This window comes from Cohnella cholangitidis, assembly GCF_014107495.1.
Taxonomy (GTDB): domain Bacteria; phylum Bacillota; class Bacilli; order Paenibacillales; family Paenibacillaceae; genus Cohnella; species Cohnella cholangitidis.
Window position 1 is genome coordinate 4,448,661 of sequence record NZ_CP041969.1, and the last position, 19,296, is coordinate 4,467,956.

The following is a 19,296-nucleotide window of genomic DNA, read 5'->3' on the forward strand; positions in this document are numbered from 1 at the left end:
CGGTATTTAATTTCGTTAATCATGTAAACGTTTTCATAAATGAGAGCGGACACCTCGCTTTCGAAGAAAAAAGTAGGGGCGGCAAGCCGGTTAGCTGCAATGTCTTATCGCGATTTCCGAGCATGGTGCACCCGCGATCACAACGATTTTAATTCATTCGGATTGCTCCAACTATGTGCGAAATTAACTTTAAATGATACATTTCAATGAACATTTTCCGGCGAATCAAGGTTTCTCCATCGTTCGATTATGCTCGCTATTATTCGCAAGCCGCGGAACGCAAAAATGCGGCTGAGCCAAGGAGAACCGTTCTCCCGCTCAACCGCAAATGCGATAGGTTATCTCCTTGCACAGCGTTCATTCATTTTGCGAATTCAGCTTTAATGCGCTCTAATAGCGCAGCGTCCTTTAGAACGTCGTATGCGGTGTAGGCTAACATCTTCGCGCCGAATACCATCGCTTCGTAAGCTGGCTGCTTCTGCGCGGCATCCCTGAACTCTACCGTGTGGAGCTGGAAAGGCTCATTGACGACTTGGATATAAGGGTGAATAACCGGACAACGAAGCGACACGTTGCCGAGATCAAGCGAACCGTTATCGTGACCGCGTTGAATGTCTTGCTCGGGTATTCCGCCGGCGATCAAATTCGCCGTGAAAACATCGGACAACGTTTCGTTCGTCCGAAGCTCGTCGTAAGAATACTCGTAATTGCTGACTGTAAGCCTGCATCCCGTGGCGATCCCGGCCGCTTCGGCGCAGGCGGTTACTTTGCGCGCCAGCTCATCGGTATAAGCGCGGGTAGCCGAACGGACATAGAACCTTGCCGCCGCATAGTCGGGAATAATATTCGGCGCTTGTCCGCCGCTGGAGATGATGCCGTGGATTCGGGCATCGTCCTTGGTTTGCTGACGCAAAGCGTTGACGGCGTTGAACAGCATAATGACCGCGTCCAGCGCGTTAATGCCGAGATCGGGATTAGCCGCGGCGTGGGCTGCTTTGCCATGGAATTCGAATTGCAAAGCATCCATGGCCAGCGAAGCGCCGGATCGTTCATAAACGTGGTACGGATGCGCCATGATCGCGATATCGCAATCGTCGAACAATCCGGCGGCGGCCATGTCGATCTTGGCGCCTTTCGTTTCTTCGGCGGGGGTTCCGTATACCCGGATAGTTCCGCCTGTTTCCTCCGCGACCGCGCGAAGGCCCGAAGCCGCTCCCAATGCCATCGTGCAGATAAGATGATGGCCGCAGGCGTGGCCGATTTCCGGAAGGGCATCGTATTCCGCGAGCAACGCGACGATCGGTCCGGGTTTGTCGGCGCGATATTCCGCGATAAACGCGGTTTCTAAACCTAACACCCCTCTATCGACCTCGTAACCGAGCTTCTCCAATTCAGAAGCGAGCAGGGCGGAAGCTTGCTTTTCTTCGTGTCCTAGCTCGGGGTGTGCTCCGATAAATGCCGCGATTTCTATTAATCGAGAGGAATAATCCCGAATCGTATCGTGAATGGTCGTTTTAAGGTCCGACATGGTGAGAACTCCTTTTAAAGTCGAGTTGCGCAACAACCTAATCGTATCCCTTCGCGGAAGCACAATCAAGCGATGCGGCTCTCAACGCGAAATGGATTATTTCACCCCTTCGATGGAGATGGGCATACCCGCTTTCGGAAAGACGTCCCGGCACCGTTATCGGAGCCGAGACGTTTTGTTATTAGGCTAGTTTTTCGAGATTTGCGGGTGGTATAATCTAACAGATCGTGTCGGATTTAAGAGAATAGCAACTTAGAAAAAGGAGATTAATATGAAATCATGGTTGAGGGTTGCAATATTCCTGACGATATCCGCCTTTCTCACCCGATTGATCCCGTTCTCAGAGTTTTTCCGGAACGTGGATACGCTCATTCATGAACTGTTCCATGCTCTCGTTACGTTGGTTCTGTCCGGCGACGTGCGTTTTATCCACCTATATTCCGACCAGAGCGGAGTAACGTATTCGGCTTACGCCGATCATTGGATGTCGATTCCGGTATCGTTAGCCGGTTATATCGGCTCCGCTCTCTTTACGGTGCTCTTGTTTTGGTTGCATTCCCGCAAGAAAGAAAAGGCAGGACTGATCCTAATCGCGCTAGTCGCGGGTTTAGGTCTTGCTTTATTCGTCCGTAACGGATACGGCATGGCATGGTGCGGCGGTTTTGCATTGCTAACGATCGTTATGATCGCGCTTAAGCGGCCAGGTTTGTCAAAAGGATATTATTTGCTTCTAGCGTTTATCTGTTTAGTAGAGTCCGTTATCAGCTCGTTAATTATATTATCTCTTGCCATACAAGATCCGGCAGCCGCAGGGGATGCAACGAATCTAAGCGAAGCCACCCATATACCCGAAATTTTCTGGGGAGCTCTGTTCGTCATCGTCTCGCTATGGTGCGCCAAAATTTCCATCGGGATTTTTTATAAACGCGGTTTCGATTAATTACGGTCGGATAGCTGCTCCGATTTCCACTTAAGGAGAATCGTAGCCCCTTTTCCCTCGGCGGCCACGACCTCGATTGCCCCCCCGAGCGCTTCGACAAGCGCTTTGGTAACGGCCATGCCGAGACCGGACCCCTCAGTCCGGCTCTCGGTATCCGTACCGCGGTAATATCTCTCGAACAACCGCGATGCCGTCTCCTCGTTCATCCCCTTGCCATCATCCGAGAATGCGAGCGTGATGCCATTAGGTCCTGCCGAACGGATGGTAACCGTTAACGTAGTGCCTTTCTCGTTATGCAGCAAGGCATTCGCGACAAGATTATCCACTATTCGTTGAAACCACGGCTTATATACTCGCATGTACGCGGGAGTGTCCGAAGGGACGAAAAGCACGCTTTCTTCCGGATACATCGGATGGTTCGCCGCCTCTTGAATCGCTTCCGCCAAATATTCGTTTAGGTTCACTCGTTCGGAGACCGGACTTCCGTCTCCGCTTCTCAGCCGGTAAGTCAACGTTAGATCGTTGATCAACTCGTCCAAGTAAGACGACTTATCCAATATGATTCTGGCGAACGAGCGCACCTCTTCGGTCGACCATTCATACGAATCGTTGACCAGCACATGGGCATATCCTTTGATAGAGGACAGGGGTGTTTTCAGATCATGGGATACTCCGGCAATCCACTCGTCCCTCATTTTTTCGGTTTCCTCTCGAAGCCTTTCGTTGGCGTGCAGCGATCTCGATAAAGTATCCATAGATTCGATTACGTCTTGATAGACGCGATACTTGCGTTTTCTTCGGCCTCGTCGGTTAAGGCTGCGGGGGATTCCTTTCGCGTCGGCAGGCTCCTCGTAGCGGCCTTCTCCAAGCTGCCCTAGCCATTTCAGGACATGCGCGATCGGAGCGCCGAACCGTTGACCGAACCAATAGGAAACAAAGACGAACACTAGCATCGCCGCAAGCAGCAACATCCCGATGCCGATCAACAGCACTCGATTCTCGGGGGATATAAACGGCTCTTCGCCAGGCTCCGTTCCGGATAGAGGGGAACTGAGCACCCAGGTGAGTCCGGTGTTCCGGTCATACTCCGAGACGACTCGTGCTCCGTAACGGTCCGGATAGCTGGATCGAAGCACCAACTCTTGCACGGAGTAATCCGCAATGGCCCGCGCCGGTTTGTTAAGCGAAGCCAACTCGGTGCCGTCTCTATTCAGCACTTGCAGCCAAGAGGCGCTTTCCCTTAAACCTTCTCGCAAATCCTCGGCTATCCTTACCTCATTGCCTGTAATGACGGCCTGTTCCTTCAATCGATGCAGTAAGCTGTTTTCCTTGTTGCTTAGACCGTATAGCAACGTATGGACAACGCCGTTTTTCTCCTGGATCCAGATGTATAGCTGGTACGGGAAAACGCTTCTGCCTTGCCAATAAGAGGTTAATTCCCCTGGGCCGTAGGAAAGAGGAACATCGTCGGGCGTGAAGAAGGAGTCCGTCACCTCTCCTTGCTCGTCGATTCTCTGAAGCCAGCCCCCGCTCTCCCGGACTTGATCCAGAAGCTCCGGATCGAAGACGAGCTTATCTCCCTTAGCTTGAACGGTTTGAATGAGCCGGTGCAGTCCAGCGCTCTCGAATTGCCTCGTCGCGTCTATTTTGGACAATTGATTCATAGTCCAAGATAGCGTAGTCCATGCCAGCGCGAACAGGACAAGGCCGACGGCCGCCAGCCACGCAATCAGGCGAAGGGCTATCCGGTTTTTAACGTTCATGCGGAAACTCCTTCTTCACCAGCTTGTATCCAAGCCCTCTTACGTTCACTAAGTATACCGGCTCAGCCGGATCGGGCTCTATGCGCTCGCGGATCCGGTGGATATGCACCATGATCGTGTTATCGTCGCTAACGCTATTCTCTCCCCATACTCTCTCGTAAAGCTCGCTTTTCGTGAATACCCGATTCGGATTTTTGCATAAGAACAGCAAAAGTTGAAAGACGAGGGAAGGGCAGGGGACGGACGTTCCCTCCACGCGCAATTCGGCGGCGGCTTCATGGACCTGGAAGCGGCCGAAATCGAAGATCGCGGTCGCGGGAACTGCCGCGACCGGAGCGGTTTTGCCTGAACGGCGCAACAACGACTTGATGCGGGCAACGATCTCCAGCGGGTTAAACGGCTTCGTTACGTAATCGTCCCCTCCGACCGCGAATCCAGTCAGTTTATCGAAATCCGTCGTCCGCGCGCTTAAGAACAGGATGGGGGCATCCGTTAGCCTGCGAATGAACGGGCAAGCTTCTATGCCGCTCATGTTTGGAAGCATGACGTCTAGCACTATCGCGTCATATCCTCTTCTTCCGCATGCGGTTAACGCCTCTTCGGCCGATTTGGCTTTGTCTATCGTATGGAATCCTTCTTTGCGAAGTACCGTCTCCAGAAGCTGGAGAATCGCTTGCTCGTCGTCGACGAGAAGAATGGCGGCATCTTTCACTATTGGTTGCTCCTCTGCTCCCGGCGTTACCTCTTATTCTAACATGCATCCTCATTATCGTAGGCAGAGACTACCTTAACGGAACCTTAATTCTTGCTTATCGGAATTAAGATCGGCTTAAGACTCCGTTTCCATTGGAATAAGCTTAGGCCTTCATAATGAGGAAAGAACGAATAGAGAAACGGGGCGGAGAAATGAAGAAGGCGTTGATCGTATTGGCGACATGCTCGTTGCTGCTGACGGGGTGCGGAGGTACCGAGAAGAGGGGTGAGAAACAGCCTGTTAACGCGAGCGCATCGGCCCCTCCTTCGGCTGCCGCATCAGAATCGAAGGGGGCAGCGACAGTGAAGTTTAAACCCGAACAAATCGGTCAAGCGTTGATCGATAGGAAATACGAAGAGATTTACGAACAAACGAGCGCGGAATTTCAAACAGAGATTACTAGAGAACAATTTTTGGACATTCTGAGCATCAACGTGGGCGTACGGTCTTGGGATCCTCTTTCCCGGTTGAGCGTCAACGGAGCGAATCTTTTCAAACTGATTTCGCAAGACGGCCAAACGGGAGTCGTATTCGCGATGAATGAGGAACAAACGATTACGGGGATCCAATTCGTTCCATTGCAAAGTTTCCCGGAATCGGACAACTCCACGACCAAACTAGCTTACGGCGTACCGTTCACAGGGGAATGGTACGTGTTCTGGGGAGGACGAAACGCGCTTGCGAATTATCACTACGAGTATCCCTCCCAACGTTACGCCTACGATATCATTCAAATGAAAGAGGGCTTTTCCTATAAAGGAGATGCCGCGAAGAACGAAAGTTATTATGCGTTCGGGCAGCCTATTCTCGCCCCTCAGGGGGGACGGTCGTTCATGTCGTGAACGATATCAAAGACAACGAGCCTGTCGGCGTCATGAACGAGGAGGCTCCGGCCGGCAACATGGTCGCGATCGATCACGGGAACGGAGAATATAGCTTTCTGGCGCATCTTCAAAAAGGTTCCGTCAAGGTCGCGGTCGGGGATAAGGTGGCTAAAGGCGATCAGATCGGATTATGCGGCAATTCCGGCAATTCCAGCGAGCCTCACCTTCATTATCAGGTGTCCGATAATAAAGATTTGTTCTCCGGGAAATCGATACGCGTGTTATGGGAAGAGGGGCTTGATCCGCGCCAAGGAGAGACGATTATACGCTAATCCGTGATGCGGTCCCGGTTTGCTAACAAACCGGGGCTTTTTTTTTGCGTTCAATCCGGAATCTTTGTAACTTTTTGTAAAACCCATTCGTTAGTTTCATAGACCATTATTAAAAAAATCTCATTCTAGTCAGGGGGGGGCAACGGATGGAGTTGAGGACGGATATCGATTTCTACGAACAACGATTCCTGATGTTCGTGCTCGATCAAATCGCGCACGATCTGGAACGGGATGGCAAGGATGTCATTCGCATGACGCTCGGAAAGTCCGAGCTGCCGCTTCATCCGCGCATTTTATCGACGATGGAGGAGGCTTTGCTGGACTTCCGTTTAAGCTCGCAAGTGTTTCCTGCGGGACTGCCGGAGCTTAAAGAAAAGCTATCCGCGCACTATCGGGATCGGTATGGCGTAGAAATTCCTTCAAGACGTTTTGTTATCGGCGCCGGAACGAGCTCTATTTTCCGTAATTTGTTTCATTTGCTGCTCAATCGAGAGGATGAGGTACTGCTCCCTTCCCCCTACTATTCGTTATATCGGTTTTCCGCTTTGTTGACGGGCGCCAAGATTCGATACTACCGTATCGACCCGAATACGATGAAGGTGGACATGCAATCATTCCGGGATAACGTTACGCCGCGTACGCGCGTCGTCGTCGTCAATTCGCCGGGCAACCCGCTCGGCAACATCGTTTCCCGCGACGAGATGCTGGAGATGGACGCCGTCGTGAACGGACAAGCCGTTATCATCCATGACGAAATCTATGCGAACATGCGCTTCGATACGGAATCGTTCTCTTCCGTGCAGCTTGGCAAGACCCGGTCCGTCTTCATTACGACGAACGCGTTCTCCAAAGGGTATCGCATGTACGCTCGTCGAGTCGGATACTGTATCGTGCCCGAGAATCTGATCGAGCCGTTAACGGTCATCCAGCATCATACGATGCTGACGGTTGATCCCGTCGTGCAATACGGGGCGGCTGCCGCCCTGGATCTTCCCGAAGAAGTGGAAAAGCTAGCCGAACTGTACAGGGAACGTCGCGATTACACGGTCGAACGGTTCGAAGCGGTGCCAGACGTGACCGTTATCCCTTCTTATGGCGGTTTTTATTTGGTGTTGGATTGTTCCCCGTACATGGAACGTCGCGGGATCGTTACGAGTTTGGAACTGGCAACCCGAATTATTCAATCGACGTTGGTGGCGACGGTACCGGGATCGGACTTCGGAATGCCCGAATGCCTTAGACTTTCCTTCTCCTCGAGTAAGTACAAGGAAGGAATCGATCGGTTGGCGGCATTTTTCGCAGAATAGCCGTTACTTCTCGCCAAACCCGCATTATCGCAAAGTCTTATCCGCTCTTTCCGTTAGGAGGTTACCCTTTATGTCCGAAAATCGTGCAAAGCCTTTAATTAAATACCTCGGAGCCAGGCTGCTTCTTGACGACGCGCGCAGCGTGATGCGCGGATGGTATTTCCGTTTCTCTAAGTTGCGGAAAGCGGAAGGGCAGACGGCCCGGAACGAATGCCTATTGTCGGAAATAAACATTCAAATGAAATGGCGCGATGACTTGAAGGAAATTAACCATAGCCGATTTCATAATATGGGGCTTGGCTGCGACCTCGTTAACCAAGTCACCGTTCGATCTGGGGAAGTTTTCTCGCTAAGGAGATATTTCATGGGCACTACGGAAGAGCAAGGTTTCCGCCGGGGGCCGATGTTCGTACGGGGCCGGATCGAATACGTCGCCGGCGGCGGAGCATGCCTGATCAGCACTTTGCTTTTCAATGCGGCGCTGCAGGCTAATCTGGCGATCTTAGAAAAGCACAACCACAGTACCGATCTATGGGGGGAAGAACGTTTTATCGGGCTTGGTTTGGACGCTACTTACGCGTACGGCAGGAAGGATTTGAAATTCAAGAACACTCATGGCGCCGATATCCGAATCGAGACCGAATTTCGTGAAGATCTCATGCTAAGCTGCCGTCTTATCTCTACTAAACCGTTGACTTGCACAGTCTCGATCGCGACGGAGGTCGTACGGGAATTGCATCCTGAAGACGCCGGCTCAGATCGCGATTCAGACGGGAATCGTCGCCCCTATCGCAAAGGTTGGATCGTGAGAACGGAGCGCAAAGTTAGCGGGGAGAAGCTCGCGGATCGGCAAAACTACGTAAAAAAAGAGATGTACAAGCCCTTTTACATAGCTAATCCATAACCGATTTTTTAAGCCGTACAACCATTCCGCTACAGTTTTGCGGGGTGGTTTTCTGTTTTCACGGGTTTACAAAAATAGTTGCGATTAATATAATTGTCATAACAACTAGTTTACGAAGAGAATTAGAGAGGAGGGTCGGCATGAAGACGAATCCGTACGATTTGAATCGCTCGTTAGGATTCCTAATGGGCAATACTTACCGTAAATTGTCGGCGCTGTTTCAAAGCGGATTAAAGGAGTTCGACATCACCCCGGAGCAATGGTCGGTTCTTTATCAAGTCGATCAAGCCGACGGCTTAATTCAGAAGGAAATCGCGGAACGCTCCGGCAAAGACAGGCCGACGACGACGAGAATACTCGATCACTTGGAGCAGAAGGAGCTTGTCTACAAGAAGATCGGCGAAAGCGACCGTCGCTCCTTCAGAGTCTACATGACGAGCAAAGGGAAGAACCTCATTCAAGAGACGATCCCGATCGAGAAGCGGGTGAACGCGGAAATTAAAAAATGCATAGCGGAAGAGGAATACGAAACGCTGCTGAAGCTAATGATGACGATCAGCATTCACGTCAACGAGATTACAGACAAAGAGTAGGAGACGATTAACCGTGCCGCAACCAGATCAACAGCCTAGACTATGGACGAAATCCTTTCTTGCGTTAACGATAAGCTCTTTATTGCTTTTCCTGAATTTGCAAATGCTGCTGTCGTCATTCCCGGCTTACGTGAAAGACGAATTCCATGTCGGGGACATGATGGTAAGCTTGGTCACGAGCATTTTCGCGTTGACCGCGATAGCGACCCGATTCCTGACCGCTATGTTAATGAGAAAAATTCATCGCAACGTGCTCCTGTACGTCGGACTTGGAATAGCGGCCATCATAACCGGCATCTACGTGCTTGCCGATTCGATCGGTTCGCTGCTGCTGATGCGCGTCGGCTACGGCATCGGATTCGGAATGTCGAGCACGATTGTTCCGACATTGGTGTCGCAGATCATTCCGAGCAGAAGGATGGGGGAAGGTATCGGTTATTTTGGCTTGTCCACCAGCCTTGCGATGTCGATCGGACCGATGATCGGCCTTAACGTCATGAAGCAATCGGGATTCGGTACGCTGGCTCTGATAGGGACGATCACGATTCTGTTGTCGTTCCCGATTCTGATGCTGTCCCGGGCCATTCCGCCAAGCCCGCGGCCAAGTTTCGCTAGCAATGCCGGTTCGAATACAGGTTCCCCATCTAAACCGCCGTTTAATAAGAAATTGTTATTTCCGGCTTTGCTAAACGTTCTGCTCGCGGTTACCTATGGGGGATTGCTGAGCTTCATCGCTTTGTTCGGGGAGTCGGTCCACCTTGAGCAGGTAGGCCTCTTTTTCTTGTTCAACGCGATTACGATCATTATCATTCGGCCGATTTCCGGTAAAGTGTTCGACAGAAGAGGGCATGCCGCGGTTCTTATTCCTGCGGTGCTATGCGTTATTGCGAGCTTGACCCTTCTTTCCTATGCGACGGCGATGCCGATGCTTGTCCTATCCGCACTATTGTACGGACTCGGCTTCGGCGCGATTCAACCGACCCTTCAAGCATGGATGCTTCGTTCATCGACGCAAGCTCAATACGGCATGGCCAATAGCATGTTTTACAACTCTACGGACTTAGGGGTCGCCGCAGGCGCATTTATTCTGGGAGCAATCTCGGCCGTATCCGACTACGCGGTTATGTATCGCTTTGCGGCGGGTTTTATGGTGCTGTTTCTCGTGGTATTCGCGTTCGTTCAAGTTCGCTTAAGAGCGATGAAGAAGACGGCAATGTCTTAATGAGGGCAATAAATGATATTAATTTATATAATTCGCATAGGAATTAAAGGGATTATGAATCACATGAAGAATACCCTTATAGAAGTCTCATCGAGATGACTATAACGGAGGAGATCTTGTGGCTCGAAAAGTATTGGTTAGCGCTTGCTTGTTAGGCCATAAAGTAAGATACGACAATGGGGATGTTCCCTGCTTGGACCCGCGTTTCCTGAAATGGTACGAAGAAGGCCGCTTCGTGCATATTTGCCCCGAGGTGGTCGGAGGTTTGCCGACTCCGCGCCCGGACGCACAGAGACAAGGAAACCGCGTAGTGACCGGTGCGGGCGCCGACGTCACGGAACCGTTCGAGAGGGGCGCTCAAGCGACGTTGAAATTAGCGCAAGAGCATCAAGTAGAGGTAGCCATTTTGAAGCAGGACAGTCCGTCCTGCGGCAGCTTGTTCATCTACGACGGGTCTTTCGCGGACAGGAAAGTACCCGGCGAGGGGACGACGGCGGAGTTGTTGCGCTTGCATGGGATCAAGGTGTTCGGAGAGGACCAACTGGACGAGATCGAACGGGAACTGGAACGGTTGGAAGTCTGAATAAGGGATTGAACGCAAAGAGTCTGCCTGGCGGCAACACGGGCAGACTCTTTGCTTACGCCATTTTCTTAGCCAGCTCGGCTAATTTGTTCATCGTGTTCATGTTGCGGGAGGTTGCCGTAGTCCCTAGCTTAACGAGGCTCTTGGCCAGCTTGGAATCGAGAATGCTTTGCCGGAACAAGCTGTATATTTCCAGCCCGCGGACGTAGAACTCGTCGATGCCGCCCTTGCTTCCTTCCATTGCTTCAAGTGCTTTCGGAGCAGGGGGCTCGGTCAATACGGTAACTTGAATGTTCTCGCCTTCCAATAAAGGCTCTTTTCCGTAAGGGCAATCGGCGATGATCCGTTCCCATTCCCGGGCTGATCTTATCGCTACGGTCGCCTCGATGCCGAATTTGTCCACGATCGCTTGCTCCAGCTTGGGACGCAGCGCATCCGCGCTTTCCTCCGACTCGAAGAGCACGTTGCCGCTTTGGATATAGGTTTGCACGCGATTAAGGCCTAAAGCTTCGTAAGCGCTCCGCAGCTCGGCCATCGGCACTTTGTTTTTGCCTCCTACGTTAATTCCTCTGATCAACGCTATGTAGATCGTCACCTTGTGTTTCCCCCTCTAAAATATAACCGCCCAAACTAGTCTCTGATAGTTGAGTATATAACGTGATTAACCGATTTTCCATTTTACAGGGTCGTCCCTCAGCCTTTTTTCGCGGGCTCGTCATGCTTGTCATGCTAGTCTGCATAATTGGTCAAGTCCCCTCATAGACATGAACCATGGAATTATTAATGTGCAGAGGGGTGGATCGCATGCGTCGTCGGATTTCATGGATCACCGCTATTGCCCTTGTATCGGTCATCTTCTTGGCCGGTTGCGGGAGCAAAAATGCGGATTCGATCGTGAAGGACCTGGACAAAGTCGTTAGCAAGATGGAGAGTTATGAAGGCAGCGGTACGATGAGATTACATACAGGACAGCAGCCGCTTGAGTACAAGGTCGAGGTGTGGTATCAGAAGCCGGATCTGTATCGGATTTCCTTAACCAACGCCAAAAGGGACATCACGCAAATCGTCCTTCGCAATGAAGAAGGGGTGTTCGTGCTCACCCCGCAGCTTAACAAGAGCTATCGGTTCCAGAGCGATTGGCCGGACAATCAAGGCCAGGTGTACTTGTTCCAGACGCTCGCGCAGAGCATTCTTCTGGACAACTCAAGGCAGTTCACGACGGATAAGGACAACTACGTGTTCGACGTGATGGCCGGCAATTATCAGAACGGTTCATTCGCGCGGCAGAAGATCTGGCTCAACCAAAAAGATTATTCGCCTAAGCTGGTGGAAGTTTCCGATGCGAACGGGAACAAGATGGTCGAGGTCGTCTTCGATTCTTTCAACTTCGATAAGAAATTCGATAAATCCGCGTTCGATATGGATAAGAACATGGGGCCGCGCCGAACGCCAAGCCTTCCGATACGAATGAGGGAAGCGCTAGTCCCGATGCATCGGGTTCGCCGGATGCCGGATCTTCTCCGGAGGCTACCGTAACGCCGGACGATGAAACTTCCGCGCAGCCTGATCAAGAAGGCACGGAAACGTCATCCGAACCGGTTAACCTGACGGTGATCGAACCGGATGTGGATGCTTTGCCTGCCGGCGTCGAATTGCAGGATCAGAGCGACCTGCAGCTCGGAGATTCGCAGGGCGTCATGCTTCGCTACACGGGAAGCTATGACTTCACGATCGTGGAAATGGTCGCTAAGGATAGAGCAGCAACGTCCAGCAACGGGATCGCGTTGGATCTGGGCTTTACTCTCGGACACCTGACGGAAGGCGAAACGAGCACGTTGACCTGGAGTTACGACGGCGTAGAATACCGCCTGAGCACGCAGGATTTACCGCAGGAAGACATGATTCGCGTCGCGCAATCGATGGAGCAATCCTCGGGCAAATAAAGCAGGCCGGACAGGGTCGATCGCCTCCCGATCGGCCCTGTTCCGCTCCCGATAGGAAAAGGTTGCCTGCTTGAATATCGTTGACAGTACCCCTTCCTCCCGGTAACATTACTTTATTGTAGCTTTTGCAGCAGGGTAGGTGAACGGTCCGTGGACTGTTATTACCGGCCGACCGTGGCCGAGATTTCCCTAGACGCCCTTGACCGTAACATCGGGGCATTCCGCGAACGTTTAGCCGTTGGCACCAAATTGTTGGCGTCCGTCAAGGCAAATGCCTATGGGCATGGGGCGGTAGAGATTGCGAGAAGAGCGGTGGCGTCCGGCGCCGATTACTTGGGTGTCGCGTTCCTGGATGAGGCGTTGCAATTGCGGGCCTCGGGAATCGACGCTCCTATTCTGGTGTTGGGATATACGCCTCCGGAAGGTTATCTTCTCGCTAGGGAACAAGGAATTACCGTTACTTTATATCGCGATCGAATGTTAGACGAGGTGGAGAGCCTTCCATTGTCCACCGACGGTAAAAAACTGAAGGCGCATATTAAGATCGATTCCGGCATGGGCAGACTCGGTTTGCTCCCCGGACCGCAAGCCGAGCGGTTTATGGAGAGGGCTTTCTCGCTGCCGCAATTGGAAGTAGAGGGGCTGTTCACCCATTATGCCCGCGCGGATGAAGAAGATAAAGCTTATACTCATCTTCAGGTAGAGCGGTTCGCTGGCGTAGTCGACTACGTGCGGCGTTCCGGACTGCCGATTTCGATCATTCATAGCGGCAATAGCGCCGCGGGAATCGATTTGCCCGAGAACGTAGGCCATATGCTGCGGCTCGGCATCAGCATGTACGGTCTATATCCAAGCGATGAAGTGAATTTCGGCGCGGTGCGGCTTGAGCCGGTGCTGTCGTTGAAAACTTCCATCGTGCATACCAAGCGCTTGCCGGCAGGAGAGGGAATCAGTTACGGCACGAGATACTTCACGCAGGGCGAGGAAGTTATCGGTACCCTTCCGATCGGTTATGCGGACGGCTTCAGCCGGATGCTGAGCGGTAAAGCGGAAGTGCTTGTCCGCGGACAGAGGGTTCCCGTGCTAGGGACGATTTGCATGGATCAATGCATGATTCGGTTGAATGACGCCGCGTCCGGAGGAACCGCAATCGAACCCGGAGAAGAGGTCGTGATCATCGGTCGTCAAGGGGATGCCATCCTCTCGGCGGAAGAGGTCGCGGCTAAGCTGGGCACGATTAATTACGAGCTGATCTGCATGCTGGCTGCCCGCGTACCGCGCGTTTATCGCAGCGGCAACGAGATCCTCTCGGTCGTCAATCCTTTGCTAGGATAAAATTGGAAAAACCTTTCTTGCCTGCGGAAGCAGGATTGTTAGAGACGCTATCGAATTGTAACTATTACGACTAGCTCTCCGCGTTCGGCGGTGAGCGGAATGACCGCGAAATCGTATATTTCTAAGCTAACTCATGCATACTGGGAAATAGGGTGCTTGTTGGAAAATCTTTGGGGGTGTCCGTTCGGTGGCCAATTTACACAATACGAAACGCATTATGATCAGTCTTCCGGATCATTTGCTGCGCGAAGTCGATTTCGTCGTCGCCAAGGAAAATACGAATCGCAGCGAGATTATTCGCCAGGCCATGAAGCATTACCTGGTGGATCGCAAGAAGCGGTTAATTCGCGACGCGATGCAGCGCGGGTATTTGGAAATGGCTAAAATCAATCTGCATATGGCCTCTGAAGCGTTTCACGCCGAAGAGGATGCGGAAAACATACTCGGTCGCCTTGTGAGCGGGGTGTAAACTTTGATTGTCAAACGCGGGGATGTTTTCTATGCGGATTTGTCGCCGGTCGTCGGTTCGGAGCAGGGCGGAGTGCGCCCGGTTCTGATTATCCAGAACGATATCGGCAACCGATTCAGTCCGACGGTCATCGTAGCGGCCATAACGGCGCAAATCCAGAAAGCGAAGTTGCCAACCCACGTCGAAATCGAAGCGAAAACTCATGGCATGGAGCGGGATTCGGTTATCCTGCTGGAACAAATCCGGACGATCGACAAACAGCGGTTGACGGACAAAATTACGCATTTGGACGATGAAACGATGCGCAAAGTGGATGAAGCTTTGCAGATCAGCGTAGGTTTAATCGATTTTTGAACATACAAAGACAGGGGCTGCGGATGCGGTTGCCTGTCGTTTTTGTGACTTAATGAGGTTGCCAACCTTCTTGGTGCTGAAAATCTGTCTTTTTGAACTTTCACTTAGAATAAGGAGATTGGAGAGGATTAGGAAATGACGACATTAAACGAACGGCTCGAAAAATATGCGGAACTCATCGTCAGAGTAGGCGTTAACGTGCAAGAAGGCCAAGAAGTATTCGTTACGGGTTCGGTCGAAATGGCTTCTCTAGTTCGCTTAGTAGCGGGAAAAGCATACGAAGCCGGGGCAAGCAACGTGCATGTGGATTGGGTTGACGAGGCGTTGTCCCGTTTGAAGTACGAGAAAGCGGCGGACGACGTGTTTACTCGTTTCCCGGCATGGGAGACGGCCAAAAAAACGCGTTCGTTGAGAGCGGCGCGGCGTTCATCTCCATCATCTCGCCAAACCCGGATTTGTTGAAGGGGATCGATCCGCAGCGCATCGGCAATTACCAGAAGGCATCGGGCCAAGGGCTCGCGGAGTTCAGAAGAGCGATTCAGGCGGACAAAGTAAGCTGGACCGTCGTTGCCGCTTCTACGAAGGACTGGGCGCTTAAAGTATTCCCGAACAGCGATTCCGAGCAGCATGCGGTGGATCGGTTGTGGGAAGCGATCTTCAAGTCGGTTCGCCTGAACGCGGCGGATCCGGTCAAAGCTTGGGAAGAGCATAACGCGACGCTGCATCGGAAGAGCGATATCCTGAACGAGAAGCACTTCCGCACGCTGCGTTACAGTGCTCCGGGCACTGAGCTTACGGTCGATCTGCCGGAGAAGCATCTGTGGGTCGCAGCGAGCAGCACGAACGCGAACGATATTCCTTTCATGGCCAATATGCCGACGGAAGAAGTGTTTACCGTGCCGGAGAAGACGGGCGTTAACGGTTACGTATCGAGCACGAAGCCGCTTAGCCACGGAGGCAACATCATTGACGGTTTCAAGCTTACTTTCGAGAACGGCCGGATCGTCCGGGCCGAAGCGGAGAAAGGGCAGGAGTTTTTGCAACAATTGGTCGATACGGACGAGGGCTCGCACTACTTGGGCGAAGTCGCGTTAGTGCCGCACGAATCTCCGATCTCGCAATCGAACGTGCTCTTCTTCAACACGTTATTCGACGAGAATGCTTCGAACCATTTTGCCATCGGCAGCGGTTACGCCTTCAACGTTGAAGGCGGCAAACGGATGTCGCCGGAAGAACTGGCCAGCAACGGCGTTAACTCCAGCATTATGCACGTCGATTTCATGATCGGATCCGCGGACATGGACATCGACGGAGTGCAAGCCGACGGAACGGTCGTACCGATCTTCCGCAAAGGCAATTGGGCGATCTAAACGGATATAGTGAAAAGCGCCTCTCCTGCGCCTCTCCTTCGCTTTCGCGCCGGAGAGGCGTTTAATTTGTCGCCGCCGAAAAGCTTGCTTAAGCTCGACAAGAAATACATAATAATAGGATGCAAAATAGCAGTGGGAGGCACTTATCGATGAGCGTTGGCAATGAGGCTGCTGTAGCGGCCGCGCAAGAGCGTATGTTGAAGCAGATAGCGGGCGAATTATCGCTAGGCTTAGGCCAAGTTAAGACCGTTGCGGCGCTTTTGGACGACGGGAACACCATACCTTTTATCGCGAGATATCGCAAAGAGATGACCGGCGAGCTGGACGAGGTACAGCTTCGCGCCATCGATGATCGTCGCAATTACTTGAAAGGGCTGGAGGATCGCAAAGGCGAGGTTATCCGGCTGATCGAAGAGCAAGGCAAGCTGACGCCGGAACTCCAGGCAGCCATCGAGAAATCGACGAAGCTTCAAGAAGTGGAAGATCTCTACAGACCTTATCGCCAGAAGCGGAAAACCCGCGCGAGCGTTGCCAAGGAACGCGGGCTCGAACCGTTGGCGCTGTGGCTGCTCTCGCAGCCTAGGCAAGGAGATTTGCTTGGCGAGGCAGCCAAATACGTCGATGCGGACAAAGGGGTTGCTACGCCCGAGGACGCCATTCAGGGCGCATCGGATATCGTAGCCGAAGGAATCGCGGACGACGCGGATATTCGCCGCTGGGTCCGTAAATTTACATGGGACCAAGGGCTGTTGCTAAGCAAAGCCAAAGACGCGGAAGCTGAATCCGTATACGAGATGTACTACAAATACTCCGAACCCGTGAAGCGGTTACCTCCCCATCGGGTATTGGCCATAAACCGCGGCGAGCGCGAGGAAGTCTTGTCCGTGTCTATCGACGTCCCGACCGAGAGGATCGTAGAAGAACTAAACCGCAGAACGTTAAAAGGGCAGTCCGTCGCGCGCGATACGCTCGCGGCTGCGGCGGAGGATGCTTATAAACGTCTTATATCCCCATCGATCGAGCGCGAGCTTCGCGGGGAATTGACGGAACGCGCGGAGGAGCACGCGATCGGCATCTTTTCGGAAAACTTGCGCAACCTACTGCTTCAGCCGCCCGTCAAAGGGCGGGTCGTGCTCGGAGTGGACCCCGCTTATCGGACGGGCTGCAAGCTGGCCGTCGTGGACGATACGGGCAAGCTAATGGAAGTCGCCGTCACCTACCCGACTCCTCCGCACAATAAGAAAGCCGAAGCCGAAGTCGTTTTCCGCCGTTTAATCAATCAGTACGGCATTCAACTAATCGTAATCGGCAACGGTACGGGCTCGCGGGAGACCGAGCAGTTCGTCGTCGGGATTATCCACGCCATGCCCGAACGCAACCTGCAATATTTGATCGTCAACGAGGCCGGAGCGAGCGTATATTCCGCATCCATGCTGGCGGCGGAGGAATTCCCCGATCTCGACGTATCGGAGCGGAGCGCGGTATCGATCGCTCGCCGGTTGCAGGACCCGCTGGCGGAGCTCGTGAAGATCGAACCGAAAGCAATCGGCGTAGGTCAATATCAGCATGACGTCACGCAGAAGAGATTGGACGAGAGCTTATCGGGTGTCGTAGAATCCGCGGTTAACCATGTCGGAGTAGACGTGAATACGGCTTCTCCATCGCTGCTGTCTTACGTGTCCGGCATCAATGCCACGATGGCCCGGAATATCGTGAAGCTTCGCGAGGAGAAGGGCAAATTCACCGAACGTTCGCAGATTCAGAAGGTGCCGCGGCTCGGCGCCAAAACCTATGAACAATGCGCGGGATTCCTCCGCATCACCGATGGCAAGAATCCGTTGGACCGGACTCCTATCCACCCCGAATCGTACGACGTGGTAGGCAAGCTGTTCAAAGACCTCGGGTTGAAATTAACGGATATCGGAACCGAAGCGTTGAATGAAAAGTTGAACGAGATTCCTTTAGAGGAAGTATCGGCAAGGCTGGATGTCGGTATCCCGACTCTTCGCGACATCGTGGACAGCTTGCAACGTCCGGGACGGGATCCCCGCGACGAGCTTCCGCCTCCGATTTTCCACACGGACGTGTTGGATATCGAGGATTTGAAGCCGGGGATGGAGCTGAAAGGAACGGTACGGAACGTGGTCGACTTTGGCGCTTTCGTCGATATCGGCATCAAGAACGACGGACTCGTGCACATTTCCCAACTCAGCAATAAATTCGTTAAGCATCCTACCGAGGTCGTCGCCGTCGGCGATACGGTTACGGTATGGGTACTCGGTTCCGATTTGAAAAAAGGCCGAGTAAGCCTGACTATGCGACAACCTTAAATTCATGGGGCCTGAGCGGACAATGTTCCGTCTCGGGCTTCGTTTTGCCGAGGATAAGTTTATTTTCCCTCTTGTTCCGGCGCGCGGATTTCGATACAATTCAAGCAATCGGAGGCGATAAAATGAAGCCGGAAAAATGCGTCGGATTCCATCATCCCAAATGGTTCGGATTAGCGCTCCAAGCGCTTGTCATTTTATCCAGAGACGGCATTCAAACTTGCCCAAGCGCGGAGCTGGCGGTGCATTTGCAGTCCGAAGCGACTTTGCTGCGCCGTATTCTGGCAACGCTCGCGAAAGGCGGCATTCTGGAAACCCGGGAAGGACGGGACGGCGGATATTTGTTGAAAAAAGACCCCTATACGATCACGTTAGCGGAAGTATACTCCGTGCTTCAAGTAAGCGATCCCGTATCGATGGGAATCAAAGAAACGACCGGCACGCATGCATTCGGCCAAGAAATGAACGCGATATTTTGCGGGCTGACCAAAGAGATGGACCGTTCGATTCTTGATGTGCTTGGCAGGTATTCCGTCGGACAAATTGCCGAAAGAGTCCACCATTGCCAGGGAAAAAAGACGGATGAAATCGGGAATTTGAGCAGTTGACATTTGTTGGTCGCGGTTTTATACTGTGCAATATACGTAACAGTTAAACCGATTAGAGTCTCCAGTTTACTCTGCAGCTACGATAGACGAATTTTTTTGATAGTAACTGTGTTGAAACTAACACAGATCTAAATCGGGAA

Annotated in this window: 19 protein-coding genes and 1 pseudogene; 16 read left to right on the top strand and 4 right to left on the bottom strand. The window is 52.4% G+C overall.

The genetic code is table 11. The features are described from left to right. Positions 1 to 361 precede the first annotated feature (361 nt). Positions 362 to 1,528 carry a M20 family metallopeptidase gene (locus FPL14_RS20495; RefSeq protein ID WP_182299510.1) on the bottom strand — a complete coding sequence of 389 codons (1,167 nt, stop codon included), beginning with the start codon at positions 1,526 to 1,528 and terminating at the stop codon, positions 362 to 364. 271 nt (positions 1,529 to 1,799) lie between these two features. Between FPL14_RS20495 and FPL14_RS20500 the strand changes: the two genes are divergently transcribed. Further along, a complete protein-coding gene (locus tag FPL14_RS20500; protein ID WP_182299511.1) occupies positions 1,800 to 2,468 on the top strand; it encodes a M50 family metallopeptidase in 669 nt (222 codons plus the stop codon). Here FPL14_RS20500 and FPL14_RS20505 read toward each other — a convergent pair. Next, entirely contained in the window at positions 2,465 to 4,231 is a 1,767-nt protein-coding gene (locus FPL14_RS20505; RefSeq protein WP_182299512.1) for a sensor histidine kinase, read from the bottom strand. The two genes, FPL14_RS20500 and FPL14_RS20505, sit on opposite strands and share 4 nt — an antisense overlap. After that, the gene (locus FPL14_RS20510) at positions 4,221 to 4,943 is read right to left on the bottom strand and encodes a response regulator transcription factor (RefSeq protein ID WP_182299513.1); all 723 of its coding nucleotides are present in this window, start codon (positions 4,941 to 4,943) and stop codon (positions 4,221 to 4,223) included. Before FPL14_RS20510 ends, FPL14_RS20505 begins: the two co-directional genes overlap by 11 nt. A gap of 194 nt (positions 4,944 to 5,137) precedes the next feature. Between FPL14_RS20510 and FPL14_RS20515 the strand changes: the two genes are divergently transcribed. The 7 genes from FPL14_RS20515 (at position 5,138) to FPL14_RS20540 (ending at position 10,750) form a co-directional block, all read left to right on the top strand. Next, complete coding sequence (locus FPL14_RS20515; RefSeq protein ID WP_229263600.1) at positions 5,138 to 5,827, top strand: hypothetical protein; 690 nt, start codon at positions 5,138 to 5,140, stop codon at positions 5,825 to 5,827. After that, positions 5,824 to 6,141 carry a M23 family metallopeptidase gene (locus FPL14_RS30055; protein WP_229263601.1) on the top strand — a complete coding sequence of 106 codons (318 nt, stop codon included), beginning with the start codon at positions 5,824 to 5,826 and terminating at the stop codon, positions 6,139 to 6,141. Before FPL14_RS20515 ends, FPL14_RS30055 begins: the two co-directional genes overlap by 4 nt. A 146-nt stretch (positions 6,142 to 6,287) precedes the next feature. Then, positions 6,288 to 7,448 (top strand): pyridoxal phosphate-dependent aminotransferase, encoded by a 1,161-nt coding sequence (locus FPL14_RS20520; RefSeq protein WP_182299514.1) that lies wholly within the window; start codon positions 6,288 to 6,290, stop codon positions 7,446 to 7,448. A 70-nt stretch (positions 7,449 to 7,518) separates the two neighbouring features. Continuing rightward, positions 7,519 to 8,352 carry a VanW family protein gene (locus tag FPL14_RS20525; RefSeq protein ID WP_182299515.1) on the top strand — a complete coding sequence of 278 codons (834 nt, stop codon included), beginning with the start codon at positions 7,519 to 7,521 and terminating at the stop codon, positions 8,350 to 8,352. A gap of 140 nt (positions 8,353 to 8,492) precedes the next feature. Continuing rightward, complete coding sequence (locus tag FPL14_RS20530) at positions 8,493 to 8,945, top strand: MarR family winged helix-turn-helix transcriptional regulator (RefSeq protein ID WP_182299516.1); 453 nt, start codon at positions 8,493 to 8,495, stop codon at positions 8,943 to 8,945. A gap of 13 nt (positions 8,946 to 8,958) precedes the next feature. Then, the gene (locus FPL14_RS20535) at positions 8,959 to 10,167 is read left to right on the top strand and encodes an MFS transporter (RefSeq protein ID WP_182299517.1); all 1,209 of its coding nucleotides are present in this window, start codon (positions 8,959 to 8,961) and stop codon (positions 10,165 to 10,167) included. A 118-nt stretch (positions 10,168 to 10,285) separates the two neighbouring features. Further along, entirely contained in the window at positions 10,286 to 10,750 is a 465-nt protein-coding gene (locus FPL14_RS20540) for a 2-thiouracil desulfurase family protein (protein ID WP_182299518.1), read from the top strand. Positions 10,751 to 10,805: 55 nt separating this feature from the next. On the opposite strand, the gene FPL14_RS20545 is transcribed toward FPL14_RS20540, so the two are convergent. Further along, on the bottom strand, positions 10,806 to 11,345 hold the full coding sequence (locus FPL14_RS20545) for a DUF1697 domain-containing protein (protein WP_182299519.1): 540 nt from the start codon (positions 11,343 to 11,345) through the stop codon (positions 10,806 to 10,808). Positions 11,346 to 11,554: 209 nt separating this feature from the next. Between FPL14_RS20545 and FPL14_RS30590 the strand changes: the two genes are divergently transcribed. The 8 genes and pseudogenes from FPL14_RS30590 to FPL14_RS20580 all read left to right on the top strand — a co-directional run bounded on the left by FPL14_RS30590 (position 11,555) and on the right by FPL14_RS20580 (position 19,156). Further along, entirely contained in the window at positions 11,555 to 12,286 is a 732-nt protein-coding gene (locus FPL14_RS30590) for a LolA family protein (RefSeq protein WP_324617825.1), read from the top strand. Between the two features lie 74 nt (positions 12,287 to 12,360). Continuing rightward, the gene (locus tag FPL14_RS30595) at positions 12,361 to 12,693 is read left to right on the top strand and encodes a hypothetical protein (protein WP_324617826.1); all 333 of its coding nucleotides are present in this window, start codon (positions 12,361 to 12,363) and stop codon (positions 12,691 to 12,693) included. Between the two features lie 150 nt (positions 12,694 to 12,843). Further along, complete coding sequence (gene alr, locus FPL14_RS20555; RefSeq protein ID WP_182299520.1) at positions 12,844 to 14,028, top strand: alanine racemase; 1,185 nt, start codon at positions 12,844 to 12,846, stop codon at positions 14,026 to 14,028. 187 nt (positions 14,029 to 14,215) lie between these two features. Continuing rightward, positions 14,216 to 14,497: a CopG family ribbon-helix-helix protein gene (locus tag FPL14_RS20560; protein WP_182299521.1), complete on the top strand. Its 282-nt coding sequence runs from the start codon at positions 14,216 to 14,218 to the stop codon at positions 14,495 to 14,497. A gap of 3 nt (positions 14,498 to 14,500) precedes the next feature. Continuing rightward, positions 14,501 to 14,851, top strand: a complete 351-nt coding sequence (locus tag FPL14_RS20565; RefSeq protein WP_182299522.1) for a type II toxin-antitoxin system PemK/MazF family toxin — start codon at positions 14,501 to 14,503, stop codon at positions 14,849 to 14,851. A gap of 135 nt (positions 14,852 to 14,986) precedes the next feature. After that, positions 14,987 to 16,221, top strand: a pseudogene (locus FPL14_RS20570) (aminopeptidase). Between the two features lie 149 nt (positions 16,222 to 16,370). Next, on the top strand, positions 16,371 to 18,551 hold the full coding sequence (locus FPL14_RS20575; protein WP_182299523.1) for a Tex family protein: 2,181 nt from the start codon (positions 16,371 to 16,373) through the stop codon (positions 18,549 to 18,551). Between the two features lie 122 nt (positions 18,552 to 18,673). Beyond that, positions 18,674 to 19,156, top strand: coding sequence for an RrF2 family transcriptional regulator (locus FPL14_RS20580; protein ID WP_182299524.1), 483 nt, complete (start codon positions 18,674 to 18,676; stop codon positions 19,154 to 19,156). Positions 19,157 to 19,296: the final 140 nt, after the last annotated feature.